The sequence below is a fragment of the Streptomyces sp. NPDC005496 genome, from assembly GCF_042872045.1.
Taxonomy (GTDB): Bacteria; Actinomycetota; Actinomycetes; order Streptomycetales; family Streptomycetaceae; genus Streptomyces.
In genome coordinates this window covers 139,006-158,721 of record NZ_JBIAJQ010000009.1, presented here as the reverse complement: position 1 = coordinate 158,721, position 19,716 = coordinate 139,006, and the positions used below count along the sequence as shown (strand labels likewise).

Sequence of the window (19,716 nt, the reverse complement as noted above, 5' to 3'; positions counted from 1 at the left end):
CCGCCCAGGGCCGAACAGCAGGAGTGACCGTCATGTCCAAGGAATTCGAGATCGCCCGCGAGTTCGAGGTCGAGGCCCCGCCCGAGAAGGTGTGGGAGGCGATCACCAGCGGTACGGGCGGCTGGCTGTGGCCCATGGAGTACGAGCCCAAGGAGGGCGGCACCGGACCCTACGGGGCCACCATCACCGCCTGGGACCCGCCGCACCGACTGACCAGCCGTGTCGAGGACGTCGACGGGATCGACGTCCAGACGCTCAACCAGCTCGACCACACCATCGAGTCCCGCGACGGCGGGCGCTCTTCCTGGGTGCGCTACGTGCACAGCGGCATCTTCGTCGACGACTGGGACAACCAGTACGACGGCGCCGCCAAGCACACCGACTTCTACCTGCACACCCTGCGCGAGTACGTGACGCACTTCGCGGGCCGCCCGGTCGCCTTCACCACCTTCGACGGACCCGAGGCGTCCGTCGCCCCGGAGGCCTTCGCCGCCGTCGGACGGGCGCTCGGTCTCGCCGACGACACCGCCGAGGGTGCGCGGGTGCGGGCCGAGGGACCCGAGGGCCGCGTCCTGGACGCCGTGGTCGACTACCGCAACCCGTACTTCATCGGCCTGCGCACCGACGACGCCCTCTACCGCTTCTTCGGTCGCAACCACTGGGGCGCCCCCGTCGGCGTCAGCGTCCACGACTTCGCGCCCGGTGCCGACGCCAAGGGCGCCGAGACGGCCTGGCGGGGCTGGCTCGACGGAGTCTTCGCCGGCTAGTAATGCCGTCCGGACTGCTCCGGGCCGCCGGACGCGAGGAGCCCGGCCCCCTGACGCGGGGCCGGGCTCCGGCGCGTGGGCGGCCGTGGCGGCGTACGAAGGCCGCCGGCCGCCGGTGCTACGGCTTGAAGCGGAGCACCTGCGGGTCGTGGTCGCTGATCTGGTCCGAGAACTCCGAGTTGATGTGCACGCTGTCGTACTCCAGGTCGCAGCCCTTGCGGATCGACGGGCTGACCAGGATCTGGTCCAGGACCTGGCTGTTGCCCTGGTAGTCGTACGTGTAACGCTCGCTCCTCGGCAGCGACTTGATCGCCGACCAGAGCTCGCCGTCGCCCTCCAGCAGCTCCGCCGTCCCGGAGAACTCGAAGTCGTTGATGTCGCCGAGCGTGACGACGTCCGCGTTCTTCTGCGTCGCGAGGATGTCCTTGACGAAGGAGTTCACCGCGGTCGCCTGGAGGTGGCGCTGGGTCTCCGAGCTGCGCACCGGCGGCTGGAACTGCCCGTGCAGCGACTGGTCGCCGCCCTTGGACGCGAAGTGGTTGGCGATCACGAAGACCGTCTTCCCGCGGAAGACGAACTCGCCCGCGAGCGGCTTGCGGCTGCTCTTCCAGGCGTCGGAGGCCGGGTCGATACGGCCGGGGGAGACCGTCAGGGCGGCCTTCCCGCGCTCCTTGGTGACCTCGACGGCGGTCGTCGCGTCGCCGCCCGCGCGGTCCGTGAAGGACACCCGCTCCGGGTTGAACAGGAACACCTGCCGGATGTTGCCGCCCGGCTCGCCGCCGTCGGCGAGGTCGACCGGGTCGATGGAGCGCCACTCGTAGGCCGGGCCGCCCGCCGCCGCGATGGCGTCGACCAGCTTGCGCATCGTCAGCTCGGCGGAGACCGTACCGTCGTTCTTGGCGCCGTTGTCGTCCTGGATCTCCTCCAGCGACACGATGTCCGGCGACTGGAGGTTGTTCACGATCGCGGACGCGTGGGCCGCGAACGTCGTGTCACCCGGGTCCAGGTTCTCGACGTTGTACGTCGCGACGGCCAGTTCCTTGCGGCCCTGCGCGTCGGTGGTCTCCCGCTCCAGGCCGCCCTTGTCCAGGGTGCCCAGCTTGCCGGCGACCAGCGTGTAGCCGCCGTACTGGTTGTAGTCGAGCGGGCCGGAGGTGGTGCCCGCGAGCTCGTCGCCCACGTTCGCCGTCGGGAAGTCGGCCGCGGCGCCCAGGGACTGGATCTGCAGCCGCCCGGTGTTCTGCGAGGTGTACGAGCCGTAGACCGTGCCGCCGCGACGGGCGGCGTGCTCGTGCGGCTTCACCGTGACCCACAGTTCGGCGTACGGGTCGGTGGCGGTGACCACCCGGACGTCGGAGACCTGGACGTTCATGCCCTCCAGGGACTCGTAGAGGTCCAGGGCGTACTCCGCCGGCCGGAGCGGCAGGCCGTTGACCGAACCGCCCGCGGCGGGGTCGCCGTCGGCCGTGTAGGCGTCCGGGACCGAGTCGGCGTCGACGACCGTGGCGGCCGGGACCGCGTTGCCCGCGGAGACCACGGTCACCGTCGGCTTGGTGATCTCCGTCAGCGACTGGTTGCCGGTGGAGGCGCCGCCCGGCACGTACTCGGAGACGGTGCCCGTGACCGTCACCTTGTCGCCGACGGCGACCTTCGGGGCGGAGCTGGTGAAGACGAACACGCCCTCACTGGTGGCCGGGTCGGCGTCCGCGTCCGGGTCCTGGAACCAGAACCCCTTCGACGAGCCGTAGGTGCGCACACCGGTGACGATGCCGGTCACGTCCGTGACCTTCTGGCCCGCGAACGGGGAGACGCGGGTGGTGCCCTGGATGTCGTGGATGTGGACGGTGTCCGCGTGGGCGGGTGCGGTGAGCACCACGGCGGAGACGGTGGAACAGACCGCGGCGACGGTCAGCGCGGCGATGCGCGCGGTTCTCTTGCTCGGCAAGGGAATCCCTCCGGGGACGTTACGTGAGCGCCGGGACGAGGGCGGATCGATGGCGGGAGCGCGACCTGCGTGCGGGCCGGTGACGCGCGTAGAAGCAGGTGGGGCGGGCGCCCGTTCGACTTCTACGCGCGTCAATCTCGTGTGTGGCCGGGGGAGTTGTCAAGGTTTCGGGGGTGTACGACTCCTGACAGGGACATGAACCGGGCGGCATGCGTCCAAATCCGTCTAGGCTGAGTCGCCACGGCTGTGCGGTGCGGGCGGCGGGGGGTCACGCGTCTCCACCACGCCCGCCTCCGCCCCGCCGTATCCGTTTTTGTCCGCCCCGCCGTCTCCGGCCCCGACCGTTCGCCCGACACCCGCCCGCGGTGCCGCCTCCCGGCGCCGTCCGCCCGCCCCGCGCCGTACGGTGCCCGGCCGTTCCGCCCGCCGGGCCGGCCCGGCCACCGACACCCCCCGCCTGTCCTGCTTGTCCGGAGGAGAACCAGCCGATGTCAGACAGCTCACCCCTGCCGCCCGTGCGGCTGTCGTCCGAAGCGGAGCTGGCGCGGGACGCGCTCGCCACCCCGCTGCTCTCCCGTGCCGCGCGGCTCGCCCGCTGGGCCGGTCCGGACACGCGTGTGGGCGCGGGCGGTGAACTGGTCGAGGAGCAGCTCGCGCGGGCGGCCGGCGAGCTCGGTCTCACCGGCGACGAGGCCGCGGCGTACGCCAGCGAGGCATGGCGGGTGGCCGTGGACGCCGGTCTGGTCGAGATCGTGGACGAGGAGGAGGGCACCGTCGCGGCGGGCGCCGACCTCGGGCAGCTGACTGCGGGCGCTCCGCACGACGTCCTCGGCGTGTGGCTCGCCGCCCTGGAGACCGTGCTGGCCGACGCGAGCGTGCCGGACCTCGACGACATCGTCGGCGCCATGGACGAGGGCGGCACGATCGACTTCTCCCAGCTCGACTGGGACCCCGAGGCGGAGGCCCGGTTCCTCGACGGCGTGCTCGGCAACCTGTACGTGCTGACGGTCAGTGAGGACGGCCCCGGCGGCAGCCCGGTCCCGCTGCCCGCCCTGGCCGCGTCGATGATCGTCCCCGACGACATGGGCGAGCCCACCAACGACGTGCTGGAGCAGGTGTCGGACGCGATGATGCGGCTCGACGACCAGTTCCGGCTGCTCGAACCGATCGGGCTCGTCGAGTTCCAGCCCGTCGACGAGGCGCTGATGGCGGACGCCGACGAGGAGCCGGCGGCGATCGACGAGACGGACGTCTCACGCTACGGAATGGTGCGGCTGACCCCGCTCGGCCTGTACGGGCTGCGGGCCCGGCTCCTGGAGTCCGGGATCGAGGCACCGGCGGTCGGCGACCTCACGGACAAGGGTGCCGACGCGCTGCTGCACGGTACCTCCGCGTTCCCCCCGGCGGCGGCCCAGGCCGAGACCGAGCAGTGGCTCGCCCGCCGCGAGGCCCTCGCCGCCGCACGCGAACTGCTGGCCGCCGCGCGGGGCGCCGACGCCGGTGCGCCGCTGCGCCGGCTGCGCTGCCAGCAGGCACTGTCGCTCGTCGGGGCCGAGGCGGAACCGGCGCTGCGCGAGGTGCTCGACGACCCCGAACTCGGCGGGCTGGCGCGGGTCTGGCTCACGGAGCGGGGCGCGGCCGACGTACCGGCGCCCTCGGAGGCGATGGTCTTCTGGCTGACCATCGACACCCTGGCCGCGCAGCTCGCGGCCGAGGGCAACTCCGACGAGCTGCAGGGCCTCGTCGAGGGGCTCGCCCAGCAGCACGGCGGCTTCTTCGCGACCGCCTGGCGGGTCGACCACCCGGCCACGCCGGACGTCCTGGAGGCGATGGGCCGTCTGCACCCGGACCGCAAGATCGCCAAGGAGGCCCGCAAGGCGGCGTTCAAGGCGCGCTCGCAGCAGGGGAGTTGACCCATCCCGGCCGGTGATTGAGGGCGGCCTCGCGGGGGCCCGTTCGTGAGGGTGGGCTCGCTGGGCGCCCGTCCGAGAGGCCGGGCTCAGGGGGTCCTGTCCGTGACGCCGGCCTCGTGGGGCGCTGTGTCCGTGAGGCCGGGCTCGCGGGGGCGCTGTCCGGCGGGCCCGGTCGCTTTCCCCGGACCGTGTGCCGGGGTCCGCCCGAATCGGCCCCGCCGCGGGCCGCGGCACCGCCGATCGCGGCCACGGCGACGAGCGCCGATCGCGGCGGCACCGACATCAGTCGGGCGCCCGGATGCTGTCGATGATGCGGGTCCAGTTGTCGCCGCCGTGCCCGGCCTCGATCGCGCGCCGGTAGTGGGCCTGCACGGCCGACGGCAGCGCCAGGTCCAGGCCGAGCGAGGCGCTGGTCTCGACGATGTGGTCGGACGTCGCGCCCATCATGGTGACCGTGCTGAGGTCGCCGGGGTGTTTCCCGGCGTCCAGCGCGCTGCCGGGGTGCTCCTCCGCCGACCGCAGGATGGCGCCGATGGAGTCGGCGGACGAGAGCAGCTCCGGCAGCGCCTGGGCCGCCTTCATCCCCGCGGTGCCCAGCATCGCCGTCGCGTGCATCAGCCCGGACAGCGTGGTGAGGAACACCGCGAGCTGGGCCTGGTACATCATCTGGGCGAGGCCCGGGTCCTCGCCCAGGTACTTCGGCGACCCGATCCGTGCCAGGACCGGACGGTGACGCTCCATCACCCCGGCGGGGCCGCTGTAGTAGACGTGGGCGGCCTCCGAACCGACCATCGGCGCGGGGACCATGACGCCTCCGGTGAGGAACGCGGCGCCGTGGTCCGCCGCCCAGGCCGCGGCCCGGCGTGAGCGGTCGGGGGTGTCGGAGCTCAGGTTGACCAGTGTCCGCCCGGCGAGCGAGGTGGCGGCGTCCCCGAGGATGTCGTACATCGCGCCGTAGTCGGTGAGGCTGAGGATCACGAGGCCGCTCGCCCCGACCGCCGCGGCCGGTGTCGCCGCGAGCGTCGCGCCGTCGGTGACGACGCCGTCGGCGCGGCCGGGAGTGCGGTTCCAGACCGTGACCGGGTGGCCGGCCGCGAGCAGGGTGCGGGTCATCGCCCGGCCCATCGGGCCGAGTCCGATCACGGTGACGGCGGTGTCCCGCCCGGTGGTGTCGTTCTGTAGTTCGTTCACCCCTCCATGCTCGGAGAGCACCGCCCCGCCCGGAAGTACCTACTATTTTCTGCGGTACTCACCTTTCGGTAAGGGGGAACAGCGATGGCCAAGGCACCGAGGAACGGGCCCTACATCTGCGGGATCGACGCCGCGCTCGACGTGGTGAGCGGCAAGTGGAAGGGGCTGATCCTGTGGGAGCTCCACGCGCACGGCGTACGCCGCTTCGCGGAGCTGCGCCGCGGTCTGCCGGGGGTCAGCGAGAAGATGCTGACCCAGCACCTGCGTGAGCTGGAGGCGGACGGGCTCGTGCACCGGAAGGTCCACGCCGAGGTGCCGCCCCGGGTGGAGTACACGCTGACCGAGCACGGGCACACCCTCAACCAGGCGCTCGCCCCGCTCGGTGCCTGGGGCGTCGAGCGGATGCGCCGCGAGGGCTGCGAGAGGGTCGGCGCGGCCGGGACCGCGCACGGGTAGGCGTCCCGGCCGGTGGCCAGGTGGATTCACGTAACGGGGTCCTCCGATGTCGGGCCGCGTTCAACTGCCGTTCAGCCGCGGGCGGGACGGTGGCGCCGCAACGAGGTCCGCCACCCCCCTCACGACAGTCCCACTCCACCGTCACAGGAGACAGCATGTCGCTCACCCGCAGGGACTTCGCCAGACGGTCCGCGCTCACCGGCGCCGGAGTCGCGCTGGCCGGCAGCGTCGGCGCCCTCGCCACCGCACCGAACGCCCTCGCGTCCACCGACACCGAGAGCACCGGCGACGACTCGGCGGACCGGCACGGGGGTGTCGGCTACGGACCGCTGATCCCCGACCCCGACGGCCTGCTCGCCCTGCCCGCCGGGTTCAAGTACCGCGTCATCACCTACAGCGGCCGCACCAAGCTGGAGTCCGGCGAGTTCACCCCGTCCAACCACGACGGCACGGCCACCTTCGACGGGCCGCGCGGCGCCACCCTCCTGGTCAACAACCACGAACTGTCCGGCGCCCGGTCCAAGTGGAAGTACCCCGTCCCGCTCACCGAGGGCCTGGTCTACGACCCGGCCGCGTCCGGTGGCTGCACGGTCGTCGAGGTCCGCCACGACAAGGTCGCCGAGTGGGTCGGCATCGCCGGCACCGCCACCAACTGCGCGGGCGGCAGCACTCCTTGGGGAACCTGGCTCACCTGCGAGGAGACCGAGGACAAGGCCGGCCAGAACGGCATGACCAAGGACCACGGCTACGTCTTCGAGGTCGACCCCGAGGACCGCCGCCGCAACCGCGACCCCAAGCCCGTCAAGGCCCTCGGTCGGTACGCCCACGAAGCCGTCGTCGTCGACCCCAAGCGCGGCCGCCTCTACCTCACCGAGGACGCCTCGAACCCGAACGGCCTCCTATACCGCTGGACCCCGCCGCAGGGCTTCGAGCACGGCCACGGCCGGCTGGCCGGCCTCGCCGACGACGCGGGCGCGCTCCAGGCGTTCAAGTGCTTCGACTCCGGCGGCCAGTTCGTCGACGACCTGTCCCGCGCGACCAGGATCGGCACGGTGTACGGCGTCGACTGGGTGGACGTCCCGGACCGCGACGCGAAGACGGTCTCCGTGCGCAAGCAGTTCGGCGCCGGCCAGGTCACCCGGGCCCGCAAGCTCGAAGGCATGTGGTGGAGCGACGGCGGCGCCTACATCGTCTCCTCGTTCGCCCGCGCGGAGAGCCCCCTCCAGCACGACGGCCAGGTCTGGTTCTACGACCCCAAGCGCCGCACGCTGACCCTGAAGGTCCTGCTCGGCGTCAACCCGGACCCCGGCAAGGACGGCGCCTTCGACGGCCCCGACAACATCACCGTCTCCCCGTACGGCGGACTCGTCATCGCCGAGGACGGCGCGGGCGTCCAGCACCTCTTCGGGGCCACCGACAGCGGCCGCACGTACCCGATCGCCCGCAACGAGCTCAACATCGGCACCGAAGAGGAGCCGGAGTACAGCGAGTTCACCGGTGTCACGTTCTCGCCCGACGGCCGGACCCTGTTCGCCAACATCCAGGACCCCGGCATCATGCTGGCGATCACGGGACCGTGGAAGCGTCAGCAGCGTCGGTGAGAATCCGCCCGCGGCGGGACGATTAATTCATTGGCCGGTTCCGCGGCCGCCCTTTTAGAGTGATGCCTGTCCAGGTGCGAAGGCAGGACCTACTTCCACTCATAATGGGGCGGCCACGGGTTCGAATCCCGTCACCGGTACCACGCGCCGGTGTAGCTCAGGGGCAGAGCACCTACGTCGGTTCCGCCGACCTGAACTCTGGACACCACAACTTCACGCACCTCCCGGTGCGCAGGCTGCGGCTACTTCTCTCTCAAAGAATCCCCGCCGCCGCCGACTTGATCTCGGGAGGCGCAGCTCATGGTGGGTGCCCGGTGCGCAGGCAACGGTTACTTCTTCCGGATCGGACGGTTGCGGGTTCGAGTCCCGTCATCGGCTCAGGGCCGATGTAGCTCAATCGGCAGAGCATCTGACAAGTCCGTCGCCGACCCCTGATCTCGGGCACCCTCCATTTGCCGCGCCTTCCGCCGAAAACGCGACAGTCACCGTCGCCGACGAATTCGGGGGAATTCATCATGGCGCGATTCAACATCAGGACCGCGAAGCCCAGGAGCACGTCGCGGGTGACCTCCACCGGCCGTGTCCTTCGCACCTACGAGGGCGGCCGCGGCCGTGAGCGCGACGCGCGCTCCGAGCTCTTCCTCCTGGCCGTCGCCAACTTCGTCTCGCAGAACACCTTCTACGAGACCGGCGCCGACCGCGACGACCGGTTCGCCGCGCTCGTACGGCGGCTCGCCGTCGAGGACCCGTCGTGGACGGCGGGACTGCTCGGCTGGCTGCGCGGCGAGGGCAACCTGCGGACCGCCTCGATCGTGGGCGCCGCCGAGTACGTGAAGGCGCGGCTCGACGCCGGCGCCACCGAAGGCCCCGCCAACCGCGAGGTCGTGGCCTCCGTGCTGCGGCGCCCGGACGAGCCCGGCGAGCTGCTCGCGTACTGGACCTCCCGCTACGGCCGCAACGTGCCCAAGCCCGTCAAGCGCGGTGTCGCCGACGCCGTACGGCGGCTCTACCACGGCGCGTCCCTGCTGAAGTACGACACCGCGTCCAAGGGCTACCGCTTCGGCGACATCCTCAACCTGGTGCACGCGGCGCCGGACCCCGACAAGCCGTGGCAGGGCGACCTCTTCCGGTACGCCCTCGACCGGCGCCACAACCCCGACACCGCCGTCCCGCCCGCCTCGAACCGCGTGCTCGTCGCGCACCGCGAGCTGATGGCGCTGCCGGTCGCCGAGCGGCGGGCCGTGGTCACCGCGCCCGACGGGCCCGAACGGCTGCGTGCGGCCGGTCTCACCTGGGAGGCGCTCGCCGGATGGCTCCAGGGCCCGATGGACCGGGCGGCCTGGGAGGCCGTGATCCCGTCCATGGGCGCGATGGCCCTCGTACGCAACCTGCGCAACTTCGACGAGGCGGGCGTCAGCGACGAGGTCGCGGCCCGGGTCGCGGCGAAGATCAGCGACCCGGCCGAGGTGGCGCGGTCCCGGCAGTTCCCCTTCCGCTACCTCGCCGCCTACCAGCACGCGCCCTCGCTGCGCTGGGCGTATCCGCTGGAGCAGGCGCTCGCCCACTCGCTGGCCAACGTGCCGGCGCTGGGCGGACGCACGCTCGTCCTCGTCGACCGGTCCGGCTCGATGTTCTACTCGCGCCTCTCGGAGCGCTCCGAGCTGAACCGGGCGGACGCGGCCGCGATCTTCGGTACGGCGCTCGCGCTGCGGGCGGCGGACGCGGACCTGGTCGAGTTCGGCACGAGCAGCGAGCCCGTGCGGTTCCGCCGGGGCGAGTCGGTGCTGCGGGTCCTGGAGCGGTTCGGGGACCTCGGCGGCACCGACACGAGTGCGGCGGTGCGCCGGCACTACCGGAAGCACGACCGGGTGCTCATCGTCACCGACGAGCAGGCCATGTACAGCCATCACGGCGACCCGACCGAGCAGGTCCCGGCCGACGTCCCCGTCTACACGTGGAACCTCGCGGGGTACCGGCCGGGCCACGGCCCGTCGGGCACGCCCCACCGGCACACCTTCGGGGGGCTCTCGGACGCTGCCTTCCGGATGGTGCCGCTCCTTGAGGGGGCACGGGACGCCGACTGGCCCTGGGCGAGTTGAGAGACGGGGGCGGAGGCGGGGCTCGGCTCGGGGCGGGCGCTGAGGGGGCGGTTCGTGGTGCGGGGTGGCTGACTGCTGGGGGGCGGTCCGTGGTCGTGCGGGTCGCCCTCTTGTGGCGCGGGGCAGCTGATATCTAACATTTCAGTTGTGGAGACGATGCGACCCGTGCGGCGGACCCTGCTCCGGGACCGGGCCTACGAGACCATCCGGGACGCCATCGTGGCCGGTGACCTCGCGCCGGGCGCGGTGGTGCGGGACGCCGAGCTCGCCGAGCGGCTCGGGCTGTCGCGGGCACCGGTCCGCGAGGCGTTCGCCCGGCTCGTGGACGACGGGCTCCTGGAGTCCAAGCCGCAGAGCTACACCAGGGTGACCCCCGTGAACGCCGCCGATGTGCGCGACGCCGCCGCCGTCGTCGGCGCCATGCACGAACTGGCCGTCCGTACGGCGGTTCCCCGGCTCGACGCCGGTCACATCACCGTGATGCGGGAGGCCAACGCGCGGTTCGCCCGCGCCGTGCGGGACGGTGACGTGGACGCCGCCCTGCGTGCCGACGACGAGCTGCACGACGTCCTGGTGCGGGCCGGCGGCAATCGTGCCGCCGCCGCCACCGTCGCCCGGTACACCCCCCTCATCCGGCGGCTGGAGCGGCGCCGCTTCGGTGAGGGGGGCAACTGCCGGTCGGCCGGTCTGCACGAGCGGCTGATCGACGCGTGTGCCGACGGGGACGTGGACGAGGCCGTCCGCGTCACGGCGGACATCTGGCGCGGGCTGGAGGAGCTGGCGGACGGGAAAGCCGGGGGCGGTGATGGTGGCACTGGCACTGGCACTGGCAGTGCTGGTGGTGGCGGTGGTGCGGGTGCCGTCGACGGTGGTTGAGAAGTGGTGAGCGTGCTGGTTTTCGAGACGGCACCCGAATCGGGGAGGACCCCCTCATGTCCCTTGCCTCGTACGCGCGTTACCCCCTGCTCTTCGGGCCCTCGCCCGTGCATTCCCTGGAGCGACTGACCGCACACCTCGGGGGCGCCGCGCTGTGGGCCAAGCGGGAGGACTGCAACTCCGGCATCGCCTACGGCGGCAACAAGACCCGCAAACTGGAGTACCTCGTCGCCGACGCGCTCGCCCAGGGCTGCGACACCCTCGTCTCGATCGGCGGGGTCCAGTCCAACCACACCCGCCAGGTCGCCGCCTGCGCCGCCCGCGCCGGTCTCAAGTGCGTCCTCGTGCAGGAGAGTTGGGTCGACTGGCCCGACGCCGTCTACGACAAGGTCGGCAACATCCTCCTCAGCAGGCTCGCCGGCGCCGACGTGCGGCTCGTCCGGGCCGGGTTCGGCATCGGCGTCAAGGAGAGCTGGGAGCGGGCGCTGCGTGAGGTCGAGGAGGCGGGCGGCAGGCCGTACGCCATCCCGGCGGGCGCCTCGGACCATCCGCTCGGCGGGCTCGGGTTCGCCGGCTGGGCCTACGAGGTCGCCGCACAGGAGGAGGAGCTGGGCGTCTTCTTCGACACCGTGGTGGTGTGCTCGGTGACCGGATCCACCCAGGCGGGGATGGTGGCCGGGTTCGCGGCGCTCGCCGAGGCGGGCGGGCGACCGCGTCGCGTCCTCGGGATCGACGCGTCGGCTGAGCCTGCCCGCACCCGCGAGCAGATCTCGCGCATCGCCCGGGGCACCGGCCGGCTGATCGGTCTGCGGGCCGAACTGACGGAGGCGGACGTCGAGCTCGACGAGAGGTACCACGCAGGTACCTACGGGGTTCCCGACGAGGCGACGCTGGAGGCGATGCGGCTCGCCGCGCGTACCGAGGGGATGGTCACCGACCCCGTCTACGAGGGGAAGTCGATGGCCGGCCTGATCGATCTGGTCGCTCGCGGCGAGATCGGGCGGGAGTCGACAGTGCTGTACGCCCACCTCGGGGGGCAGCCCGCCCTGAACGCCTACAGCGCCCTGTTCTGAGCCGGGCCGGACGGGCCTTCTCCGGTGCTCGTTACGATGCGGAGAGGGGCCCCGGTTGGTGAGGAGTGTGGGGATGGTGGGTGCGGGTGCGGGTGCGGGTGCGGGTGCGGGTTCCGGTGCGGGGGCCGTGCGGGGCATGAGGGCTGACGCGCGGCGGAACTACGAGCGGTTGCTCAAGGAGGCCGCGGTCGCGTTCGCCGAGCACGGGGAGAGCGCGTCGCTGGACGACATCGCCAAGCGGGCGGGGGTGGGGTCCGGCACGCTGTACCGGCATTTCCCCACGCGGCGGGCGCTGTTGGAGGCGGTGTACGTCGACAGTGTCGAAGCGCTGGCGGTCCGGGCGGACCAGATCGCGCGGGAGCTGCCGCCGGGCGAGGCGCTGGGGGAGTGGCTGAACGAACTCGGCGAGGGCATGGTCCGGATGCGCGGGCTGAAGGCGTTGCTCGGGTCGGCTGTCGCGGACGGGTGCGCTCCTGTGCTGAGCGCGTGTGGGGAGCCGTTGAAGCGGGCGGCGGGGCGGTTGGTGGGGGCGGCGCAGCGGGAGGGGACGCTGCGGGCGGATGTGGAGCCGATCGAGGTGCTGCGGCTGGCGCACGGGGTCGTCACGGCGTCGGAGCTGGCCGGGGGTGGGGGGCCGTGCATCCGGCGGTACCTGTCGCTGCTGACGGAGGGACTGCGGGCGTAGGGCCTCCGGCCGACTCCGGTGCGCTGGTCGCCGTTGGTGCGGTGTGGTGGGCGTCGGGCGCCTTCGGTTCGGTGGGTGGGTCGGGGCCGTGCCGGTACATCCGGCCGTCGGTAGTTGTTGTTGGCGTCCGTTACCAGCGTTCCTCGGTCGGGTACGTCCCCGTCTCGACGGCCATTTGATGTACCGGCACGGCCCCTTCGGTGCGATGGCGACTGCGGGTCGCGGGCGGCTGAGCTGCGGGGGCTCGGGCCCGGTGGCTCCCGTGCGGGCCGTGGGGGCTGAGCCCGCGGGGGCGCGGGGCCGGTTGCTCCCGTGCGGGCCGTGGGCGGCGGTCCCGCCCCTAGCTGCGCAATCCTGATGATGGGGAGGGTGGGCGCAGCGGCACCCGTTGGCGTCGGGTTCGCCGGCCCACCCTCGCGACCACCGGTGCTGAGGAGTGTGAGAGGAGTGGGCCCACCCGGGCGGCGTTTCAGGGCGGGTGGGCCTGGTGGGTGGGTCAGAGGGCGGCGGCTGCCGGCTTGACCATGCCTCGGACCGTGCGGGACTTGACGAAGTCGCCCACTGCCGTCATCTCCCACTCGCCGGAGAACTGCTTGATCAGCTTGGCCATGATGACGCCCGTCTGGGCCTCGGCGTTGGTGAGGTCGAAGCGGACCAGCTCCTCGCCCGTCGCGGCGTCGAGGAGGCGGCAGTAGGCCTTGGCGACCTCGGTGAACTTCTGGCCCGAGAAGGAGTTGACCGTGAAGACCAGGCCGGTGACCTCCTGGGGGAGACGGCCGAGGTCGACGACGATCACCTCGTCGTCACCGCCGCCCTCGCCCGTCAGGTTGTCGCCGGAGTGCTTGATCGCGCCGTTCACGATGGAGAGCTTGCCGAAGTAGCAGCTGTCGATGTGATTGCGCTGCGGCCCGTACGCGATGACCGAGGCGTCCAGGTCGATGTCCTTGCCGCGGAACGCGGGCTCCCAGCCGAGGCCCATCTTGACCTGGGAGAGCAGCGGGCGGCCGCCCTTGACCAGGGACACCGTCTGGTTCTTCTGCAGGCTCACCCGGCCCTTGTCGAGGTTGATCTTCCCGGACGAGGGGGCGGCGGGTGCGGCGGCGGGCGGTGCGGCCGGGACGGGCGGGGCCGCCACGGGCTGCGCCGGGGGTGCGGCCGGGGCGGCGGCGGGCGCCGGCTCCTCGACCGTCACACCGAAGTCCGTGGCGATGCCGGCCAGGCCGTTCGCGTAGCCCTGGCCGACCGCGCGGGCCTTCCAGACGCCGTTGCGCAGGTAGACCTCGACGATCACCAGGGCCGTCTCCGCGCCCAGCTGCGGCGGGGTGAAGGAGGCCAGCACGGAGTTGTCGTCCGCGTTGCGGATGGTGGCCGTGGGCTCGATGCCCTGGAAGGTCTGCCCCGCGGCGTCCGGGCTCGCGGTGACGACGATCTTCTCGATGCCCGGGGGGACCGCGGCCGTGTCGACCGTGATCGCGTCCGGCGCGGAACCGCCGCCCGAGCGGTACGTCACGCCGGGGCCCGCGGGCTGGTTGTAGAAGATGAAGTCGTCGTCGGAGCGCACCTTGCCGTCGGCGGTGAGCAGCAGGCCCGAAACGTCGAGCCGCACGGGAGCGGCGACGTCCACCGTCACGCGGGTGACGGGGAGAGGGATGTTCGAGCCGGGGGTCATAGCGGTCATGCCGGGTGAACGACCGACACCGCTTTACCGTTCCCTTACCCGAGGGCCAATCGGGTCATCGCCGGTTGCGGGGGTGGTTGCGCGCCGTGCGTTCGTTGCCGTGCTTGTAGTTCCCGGTCCAGCGGGCCATCACCAGCTGGGGGTCCCCGGCCGCGATCTCGGCGAGGAACCGTTCGGCGCGGGCGCCGCGCAGGATGCCCGCGGGGCGGTCACGGTGGGTGATGGTGACCGAGCCGTCCGCGTGCTCCTCGTACCGGAATCCCTGGGGTGCTGGCATGGCCGGATGCTAGGCCCCCGGCCATGCCCGGGACCACCGGTTTACGGCGTCACCACGATCTTGCGGCCGACGCCCGCCGCGAACTGCTCCAGTGCCTGCGGGTAGCTGGTCAGCGGCAGCCGGTCGCTGATGAAGACGTCCGGGTCGAGGACGCCGTTCGCGAACAGCTCGGCTGCGCGTTCGAAACTGTGCAGGACCGCCATCGAGCCGGTGATGGTGATCTCCTGGTTGTAGATGCGGTACGGGTCGATGGTGACCCGGGTCGCGTAGTCGGCGACGCCGAACTGGAGGAAAGTGCCGGCCTTGGCGACCCGGTCCAGGCCGTCCTGGATCGCGGCGCCGTTGCCGGTCGCGTCGACGACCACGTCCCAGCCCTGCGGACGGTCCAGTTCGTCGGCGCCGGTGGCGGCCCCGGAGACGCCGAGGAGCCTGGCCGTGGACAGCCGCTGCTCGTTGAGGTCCACCACGTCGACGCTCGCCGCGCCGGTCCGCTTGGCGAGCTCCAGCATCATCAGGCCCATCGTGCCCGAGCCGTAGATGAGGACGTGGGCGCCGAGGCGGGAGTTGAGGACGTCGTAGCCGCGCACCGCGCAGGAGAGCGGCTCGACGAGGGCGGCGTCCTGGGTACGGACGTGCTCGGGCAGCTTCACGCAGTTCGCGACGGGGGCCACCGCGTACTGGGCGGCGCCGCCGGCCGTGGTGACGCCGATCGCCGCCCACCGCTCGCAGAGGTTGTTGTGGCCGGTACGGCAGTGCCGGCACTCGTGGCAGTAGAGGGAGGGGTCCACGGCCACGCGGTCGCCGATCGCCAGCTCGGTGACGCCGGTGCCGACACCGACCACCTCGCCCGCGAACTCGTGCCCCGGCACGATGGGCAGCTTCGGCGCGAACTCGCCCTGGAGGATGTGCAGATCGGTGCCGCACAGACCGCAGGCCGCGACCTCGACGACCACCTCGCGCGGCCCCGGCGTCGGGTCCGGGACCTCGGTGACGACGGCCCTGCCCACGGACTCGATGACGGCGGCCTTCATTTCACGGCTCCCAACGACAGGCCCTGGACCAGTTTGTCCTGGGCGGCGAACCCCGCGGCGAGCACCGGCAGGGAGATGACGAGCGACGCGGCGCACACCTTGGCCAGGAACAGGCCCTGGCTGGTGATGAAGCCGGTCAGGAAGACGGGCGCGGTCTCGGCCACCACGCCGGTCAGCACCCGGGCGAACAGCAGCTCGTTCCAGCTGAAGATGAAGCAGATCAGGGCGGTGGCCGCGATGCCGGGCGCGGAGATCGGGGCCACGATGCGGGCGAGGACCGTCGGCAGCCGGGCCCCGTCGATCTGCGCGGCCTCGATGACCGCGACCGGCACCTCGGCGAGGAAGGACTGCATCATCCACACCGCGATCGGCAGGTTCATGGAGGTGTAGAGGATGACCAGCAGCCAGATGTTGTCGAGCAGGCCGGTGTTCTTGGCGAACAGGTAGATCGGCAGGAGGCCCGCGACGACCGGCAGCATCTTGGTGGAGAGGAAGAAGAACAGGACGTCGGTCCACTTCCGCACCGGCCGGATGGACAGGGCGTACGCGGCGGGCAGCGCCAGCAGCAGGACGCACAGGGTGGAGACGACGGACGCCACCGTGGAGTTGATCAGGGACGGCCAGGGGCTGGCGCCGCCGCCGGAGCCGAAGAACTCGCGGTAGCCGTCGAGGGTGAGCGAGGCCGCGAAGGACGGCGGGTTGGTCGCCGCGTCCGACTCGGAGTGGAAGGACGTCAGCGCCATCCACGCGACGGGCAGGAAGAAGACGAGGCCTGCCAGCCAGGCGACCAGGCCGAGGCCCGCGCCACGGGTGCGGCGGCTGCGTACGGGGGCTGCGGTGGCGCTCATGCGCGGGACGCCTCCTCGCTGAACAGGGACGACACCACGCGCAGGGCGAAGGTCGCGATGATGATCGAACCGATGACGACCAGGACGCCGGCGGCGGACGCGAGGCCGTTCTCGTGGGCCTGGTAGAAGCTCTGGTAGACGGTGTACGGCAGGTTCGCGGTGCCGAGGCCGCCCGAGGTGATGGTGAAGACGGCGTCGAAGTTCTGCACGATGTAGATCGAGCCGAGCAGGGCGCCGAGTTCGAGATAGCGGCGCAGGTGGGGCAGGGTCAGATGGCGGAAGATCTGCCAGTCGCTCGCCCCGTCGACGCGGGCCGCCTCGATCTGCTCGTGGGAGCGGCTCTGCAGTCCGGCCAGCAGGATCAGCATCATGAACGGCGTCCACTGCCAGACCAGGGAAGCCTCGACCGCCAGCAGCGGGGTGTCGGAGATCCAGTCGGGCTGTGGGCCGCCCACATAGTGCAGGAGACCGTTGAAAAGGCCGTACTCCGGGTTGTAGAGCACATGCTTCCAGAGCAGCGCGGCGGCCACCGGGACGACCAGGAACGGCGCGATGAGCAGCGTGCGGACCAGGCCCCGGCCCCGGAACCTGCGGTCCATGAGTAGGGCGAGGCCGAGCCCCACGAGCAGGCTGACGATGACCACGGTGGCGGTCAGCAGGATCGTGGTGAGGACCGACTTGCGCAGGTCCGGGTCGGTGAGGACGTCCCCGTAGTTGGCGAGGCCGGTGAAGTGACGGGCCTTCGGATAGAGGGAGTTCCAGTCGAAGAAGGAGATCACCAGCGTGGCCACGAAGGGGAGCTGGGTCACGGCGATCATGAAGATCAGGGCAGGGAGCAGCGGGGCGCGGGTGGCCCAGGCGCGGAGCCGTCCCGAGGACCTGGGGGCGGTGCTCGCGGGAGCGGTGGCGATCGGGGCTGTCGTCGTGGCGGTCATCGTCCCTCGTACTCCTCGGAGATCTGCTCGGCCAGCCGCTGGGACTTCTTCAGGGCCGACTCGACGGACTGGCGTCCGGCGACGGCCGCGCTGATCTCCTGGGAGACCTTGGTGCCGAGATCGGTGAACTCGGGGATGCCGACGAACTGGATGCCGGGCGCCGGCCGCGGCTGCACTCCCGGGTCGCGGGGCCGGGCCCCCTCGATGGCGGCCCGCGTCATGTCCTGGAAGGCCGCAGCCTCCTTGCGGTAGTCGGCGTTGGTGTACGTCGAGGCGCGCTTCCCGGCCGGGACGTCGGACCAGCCGACCTTGTCCCCGACGAGCTGCTCGTACTCCTTGCTCGACGCCCAGGAGACGAACTTCCAGGCCTTGTCGGAGTTGTGGGAGGCCTTCTGCATGCCCCAGGCCCAGGTGTAGAGCCAGCCGGAGCTCTCCGTCTTCTCGACCGGCGCCGGCGCGTAGCCGATCTTCCCCTTGACCGGGGACTTGGCCGACTCCAGCGATCCGGCGGCGGAGGTGGCGTCGTACCACATGGCCGTCTTGCCCTGGGTGAGGTTGTTGAGGCACTCGGCGAAGCCGGACTGGGCGGCGCCGGACTCGCCGTGCTCGCGGACCAGGCCGACGTAGAACTTCGTCGCCTTCACGAACTCGGGGGAGTCCAGGCGGGCCTTCCAGTCCTTGTCGAACCAGGTCCCGCCGAAGGTGTTCACGACCGTGGTGAGCGGCGCCATGATCTCGCCCCAGCCGGGCAGACCGCGCAGGCAGATGCCGCGCATGCCGGACTCGGCGCCGTCCACCTTCGCGGCGAGGTCCGCCACCTGCCGCCAGGTCGGGTGCGCGGGCATCCTCAGGCCCTTCGCGGCGAACACGTCCTTGCGGTACATCAGGAACGAGGACTCGCCGTAGAAGGGCTGCCCGTAGAGCTTGCCGTCGTCGCCGGTCAGGGACTGGCGCATGGGCTTGAGTACGTCCTGCTCGTCGTACGCGGGGTCCTCGCGGACGTACGAGTCCATCTCGTGCAGCCAGCCGTTCCTGGCGTAGATCGGTATCTCGTAGTTGCTGAGGGTGGCGACGTCGTACTGCCCGGCCTGGTTGGCGAAGTCCTGGCTGATCTTGTCGCGGACGTCGTTCTCGGGCAGGACGGTGAAGTTCACCTCGATGCCGGTCTCCTTGGTGAAGTGCGCGGCGGTGAGCTTCTGGAGTTCGACCATCTGTGGGTTGTTGACCATCAGCACGTTGATGGAGTCGCCGCCGGAACCGGCTCCGCCCGCCCCGGCCCAGCAGCCGGAGAGCAGCGGGGCGAGCAGCGTCCCTGCGGCGGCCGCGGCGAGCGCGCGCGGCCTCCGTCGGCTCTGGGTTCGCATGGATCGCTCCTGGACGTAGGGGGAGACAAGGGGGAGGGCATGGGTGTGACGGCGCCCTGCGCGAAGTGCGGGGCGCGATGCGGAGAGGGTGGTTCGCCCGGGTCGCCTGAGCTCTCAGACGCGGATGACCTGAGGCCCCTGGAGGGAGTAGCGATGGGCTTCGGACGAGGGGAGCAGGGTGCTGGTGACGATCGCCTCCAGCACGCTGATGTCGGCGAACCGGCAGAAGCTCACCGCTCCGAACTTGGTGTGCACGCCCGCGAAGACGGTCCGCCGTGAGGCGCGGACGGCCTGGGCCTTGACCTCGCTGACCGCCGGGTCGGGGGTGGTCAGGCCCTGTTCGCGGGAGATGCCGTTGGCGCCGATGAACGCCAGGTCGATGACGAAGCCGGCGAGCATCTTCGTCGTCCAGTGGTCGACGGTGGCGAGCGTGCCGGGGCGGACCCGGCCGCCGAGCAGCAGGACGCTCGTGTTGTCGGCCTCGGCCAGGGCGCCCGCGGTGGCGAGCGAGGCGGTGACCACGGTCAGCGGGCGGTCCCGGGGCAGGGCCTCGGCGATGAGCTGGGGGGTGAATCCCTCGTCGATGAAGACGGTCTCGGCGTCCCCGAGCAACTCGGCCGCCGCGGCGGCGATCCTGCGCTTCTCGGGGACGTGACTGGTGGTGCGGAAGGCGAGCGTCGTCTCGAAGCCCGCGCTCTCCACCGGGTAGGCGCCGCCGTGGGTGCGCCGCACCAGGCCGTGGTCCTCCAGGGTGCGCAGATCGCGCCGGACGGTCTCCTTGGCCACGCCCAGTTCGGCGGCGAGTGTGGTGACGTCCACCGCGCCGGTGCGGCGCGCGGCCCGGACGATCTCACGCTGTCGTTCTTCCGCGGTCATGGCCGTCATCTGCTCCCTGTGCGCCCTGCTGGACTGCCCGTTCGGGCCCGGTGAGGCCCACGTGGGAAGTTCTACAGCGCGTTGTGGCCAGTGACCAGGCC

Annotated in this window: 17 protein-coding genes and 1 tRNA gene; 9 read left to right on the top strand and 9 right to left on the bottom strand. The window is 71.8% G+C overall.

Annotated features, from left to right (window positions below):
• Positions 1-32 precede the first annotated feature (32 nt).
• Positions 33-767, top strand: coding sequence for an SRPBCC domain-containing protein (locus ACFYQQ_RS27055; protein WP_388905382.1), 735 nt, complete (start codon positions 33-35; stop codon positions 765-767).
• Positions 768-885: 118 nt separating this feature from the next.
• Here ACFYQQ_RS27055 and ACFYQQ_RS27050 read toward each other — a convergent pair whose 3' ends face one another.
• Positions 886-2,712 carry an endonuclease/exonuclease/phosphatase family protein gene (locus ACFYQQ_RS27050; RefSeq protein ID WP_355781702.1) on the bottom strand — a complete coding sequence of 609 codons (1,827 nt, stop codon included), beginning with the start codon at positions 2,710-2,712 and terminating at the stop codon, positions 886-888.
• A 488-nt stretch (positions 2,713-3,200) separates the two neighbouring features.
• Between ACFYQQ_RS27050 and ACFYQQ_RS27045 the strand changes: the two genes are divergently transcribed.
• Positions 3,201-4,625 carry a hypothetical protein gene (locus ACFYQQ_RS27045; RefSeq protein WP_356175609.1) on the top strand — a complete coding sequence of 475 codons (1,425 nt, stop codon included), beginning with the start codon at positions 3,201-3,203 and terminating at the stop codon, positions 4,623-4,625.
• A 282-nt stretch (positions 4,626-4,907) separates the two neighbouring features.
• On the opposite strand, the gene ACFYQQ_RS27040 is transcribed toward ACFYQQ_RS27045, so the two are convergent.
• The gene (locus tag ACFYQQ_RS27040) at positions 4,908-5,816 is read right to left on the bottom strand and encodes an NAD(P)-binding domain-containing protein (protein WP_355785197.1); all 909 of its coding nucleotides are present in this window, start codon (positions 5,814-5,816) and stop codon (positions 4,908-4,910) included.
• An 84-nt stretch (positions 5,817-5,900) separates the two neighbouring features.
• On the opposite strand from ACFYQQ_RS27040, the gene ACFYQQ_RS27035 reads away from it, so the two are divergent.
• The 7 genes from ACFYQQ_RS27035 to ACFYQQ_RS27005 all read left to right on the top strand — a co-directional run bounded on the left by ACFYQQ_RS27035 (position 5,901) and on the right by ACFYQQ_RS27005 (position 12,606).
• Complete coding sequence (locus tag ACFYQQ_RS27035) at positions 5,901-6,272, top strand: helix-turn-helix domain-containing protein (protein ID WP_355785199.1); 372 nt, start codon at positions 5,901-5,903, stop codon at positions 6,270-6,272.
• 155 nt (positions 6,273-6,427) lie between these two features.
• Positions 6,428-7,873, top strand: a complete 1,446-nt coding sequence (locus ACFYQQ_RS27030) for an alkaline phosphatase PhoX (protein ID WP_355785201.1) — start codon at positions 6,428-6,430, stop codon at positions 7,871-7,873.
• Positions 7,874-7,937: 64 nt separating this feature from the next.
• Positions 7,938-8,016, top strand: a tRNA-Met gene (locus ACFYQQ_RS27025).
• A gap of 372 nt (positions 8,017-8,388) precedes the next feature.
• Positions 8,389-9,972, top strand: coding sequence for a TROVE domain-containing protein (locus tag ACFYQQ_RS27020; RefSeq protein ID WP_355785203.1), 1,584 nt, complete (start codon positions 8,389-8,391; stop codon positions 9,970-9,972).
• Positions 9,973-10,119: 147 nt separating this feature from the next.
• Positions 10,120-10,848, top strand: a complete 729-nt coding sequence (locus tag ACFYQQ_RS27015; RefSeq protein WP_355785206.1) for a GntR family transcriptional regulator — start codon at positions 10,120-10,122, stop codon at positions 10,846-10,848.
• Between the two features lie 56 nt (positions 10,849-10,904).
• Positions 10,905-11,921, top strand: coding sequence for a 1-aminocyclopropane-1-carboxylate deaminase (locus tag ACFYQQ_RS27010; RefSeq protein ID WP_356239109.1), 1,017 nt, complete (start codon positions 10,905-10,907; stop codon positions 11,919-11,921).
• Between the two features lie 136 nt (positions 11,922-12,057).
• On the top strand, positions 12,058-12,606 hold the full coding sequence (locus ACFYQQ_RS27005; protein WP_355795866.1) for a helix-turn-helix domain-containing protein: 549 nt from the start codon (positions 12,058-12,060) through the stop codon (positions 12,604-12,606).
• A gap of 496 nt (positions 12,607-13,102) precedes the next feature.
• On the opposite strand, the gene ACFYQQ_RS27000 is transcribed toward ACFYQQ_RS27005, so the two are convergent.
• The 7 genes from ACFYQQ_RS27000 to ACFYQQ_RS26970 all read right to left on the bottom strand — a co-directional run bounded on the left by ACFYQQ_RS27000 (position 13,103) and on the right by ACFYQQ_RS26970 (position 19,624).
• Positions 13,103-14,275 carry a TerD family protein gene (locus ACFYQQ_RS27000; protein ID WP_356173560.1) on the bottom strand — a complete coding sequence of 391 codons (1,173 nt, stop codon included), beginning with the start codon at positions 14,273-14,275 and terminating at the stop codon, positions 13,103-13,105.
• 64 nt (positions 14,276-14,339) lie between these two features.
• Positions 14,340-14,561, bottom strand: coding sequence for a hypothetical protein (locus tag ACFYQQ_RS26995; protein ID WP_355787187.1), 222 nt, complete (start codon positions 14,559-14,561; stop codon positions 14,340-14,342).
• A 41-nt stretch (positions 14,562-14,602) separates the two neighbouring features.
• Positions 14,603-15,592, bottom strand: a complete 990-nt coding sequence (locus ACFYQQ_RS26990; protein ID WP_355787189.1) for a zinc-dependent alcohol dehydrogenase family protein — start codon at positions 15,590-15,592, stop codon at positions 14,603-14,605.
• The gene (locus ACFYQQ_RS26985) at positions 15,589-16,440 is read right to left on the bottom strand and encodes a carbohydrate ABC transporter permease (RefSeq protein ID WP_356173414.1); all 852 of its coding nucleotides are present in this window, start codon (positions 16,438-16,440) and stop codon (positions 15,589-15,591) included. Before ACFYQQ_RS26985 ends, ACFYQQ_RS26990 begins: the two co-directional genes overlap by 4 nt.
• Entirely contained in the window at positions 16,437-17,375 is a 939-nt protein-coding gene (locus ACFYQQ_RS26980; RefSeq protein WP_355785561.1) for a sugar ABC transporter permease, read from the bottom strand. Before ACFYQQ_RS26980 ends, ACFYQQ_RS26985 begins: the two co-directional genes overlap by 4 nt.
• Positions 17,372-18,739, bottom strand: a complete 1,368-nt coding sequence (locus tag ACFYQQ_RS26975; protein WP_355785564.1) for a sugar ABC transporter substrate-binding protein — start codon at positions 18,737-18,739, stop codon at positions 17,372-17,374. The genes ACFYQQ_RS26980 and ACFYQQ_RS26975 overlap by 4 nt, the downstream gene beginning before the upstream one ends.
• Positions 18,740-18,853: 114 nt before the next feature.
• Positions 18,854-19,624, bottom strand: coding sequence for a DeoR/GlpR family DNA-binding transcription regulator (locus ACFYQQ_RS26970; RefSeq protein WP_356173422.1), 771 nt, complete (start codon positions 19,622-19,624; stop codon positions 18,854-18,856).
• Positions 19,625-19,716 lie beyond the last annotated feature (92 nt).

Coding starts and splice junctions, on each gene's coding strand:
- ACFYQQ_RS26980 (WP_355785561.1), bottom strand. CDS start 17,375: ATGACCGCCACGACGACAGCCCCGATCGCCACCGCTCCCGCGAGCACC.
- ACFYQQ_RS27010 (WP_356239109.1), top strand. CDS start 10,905: ATGTCCCTTGCCTCGTACGCGCGTTACCCCCTGCTCTTCGGGCCCTCG.
- ACFYQQ_RS27045 (WP_356175609.1), top strand. CDS start 3,201: ATGTCAGACAGCTCACCCCTGCCGCCCGTGCGGCTGTCGTCCGAAGCG.
- ACFYQQ_RS27035 (WP_355785199.1), top strand. CDS start 5,901: ATGGCCAAGGCACCGAGGAACGGGCCCTACATCTGCGGGATCGACGCC.
- ACFYQQ_RS26970 (WP_356173422.1), bottom strand. CDS start 19,624: ATGACGGCCATGACCGCGGAAGAACGACAGCGTGAGATCGTCCGGGCC.
- ACFYQQ_RS26975 (WP_355785564.1), bottom strand. CDS start 18,739: ATGCGAACCCAGAGCCGACGGAGGCCGCGCGCGCTCGCCGCGGCCGCC.
- ACFYQQ_RS27030 (WP_355785201.1), top strand. CDS start 6,428: ATGTCGCTCACCCGCAGGGACTTCGCCAGACGGTCCGCGCTCACCGGC.
- ACFYQQ_RS26990 (WP_355787189.1), bottom strand. CDS start 15,592: ATGAAGGCCGCCGTCATCGAGTCCGTGGGCAGGGCCGTCGTCACCGAG.
- ACFYQQ_RS27000 (WP_356173560.1), bottom strand. CDS start 14,275: ATGACCCCCGGCTCGAACATCCCTCTCCCCGTCACCCGCGTGACGGTG.
- ACFYQQ_RS26985 (WP_356173414.1), bottom strand. CDS start 16,440: ATGAGCGCCACCGCAGCCCCCGTACGCAGCCGCCGCACCCGTGGCGCG.
- ACFYQQ_RS27005 (WP_355795866.1), top strand. CDS start 12,058: ATGAGGGCTGACGCGCGGCGGAACTACGAGCGGTTGCTCAAGGAGGCC.
- ACFYQQ_RS26995 (WP_355787187.1), bottom strand. CDS start 14,561: ATGCCAGCACCCCAGGGATTCCGGTACGAGGAGCACGCGGACGGCTCG.
- ACFYQQ_RS27055 (WP_388905382.1), top strand. CDS start 33: ATGTCCAAGGAATTCGAGATCGCCCGCGAGTTCGAGGTCGAGGCCCCG.
- ACFYQQ_RS27020 (WP_355785203.1), top strand. CDS start 8,389: ATGGCGCGATTCAACATCAGGACCGCGAAGCCCAGGAGCACGTCGCGG.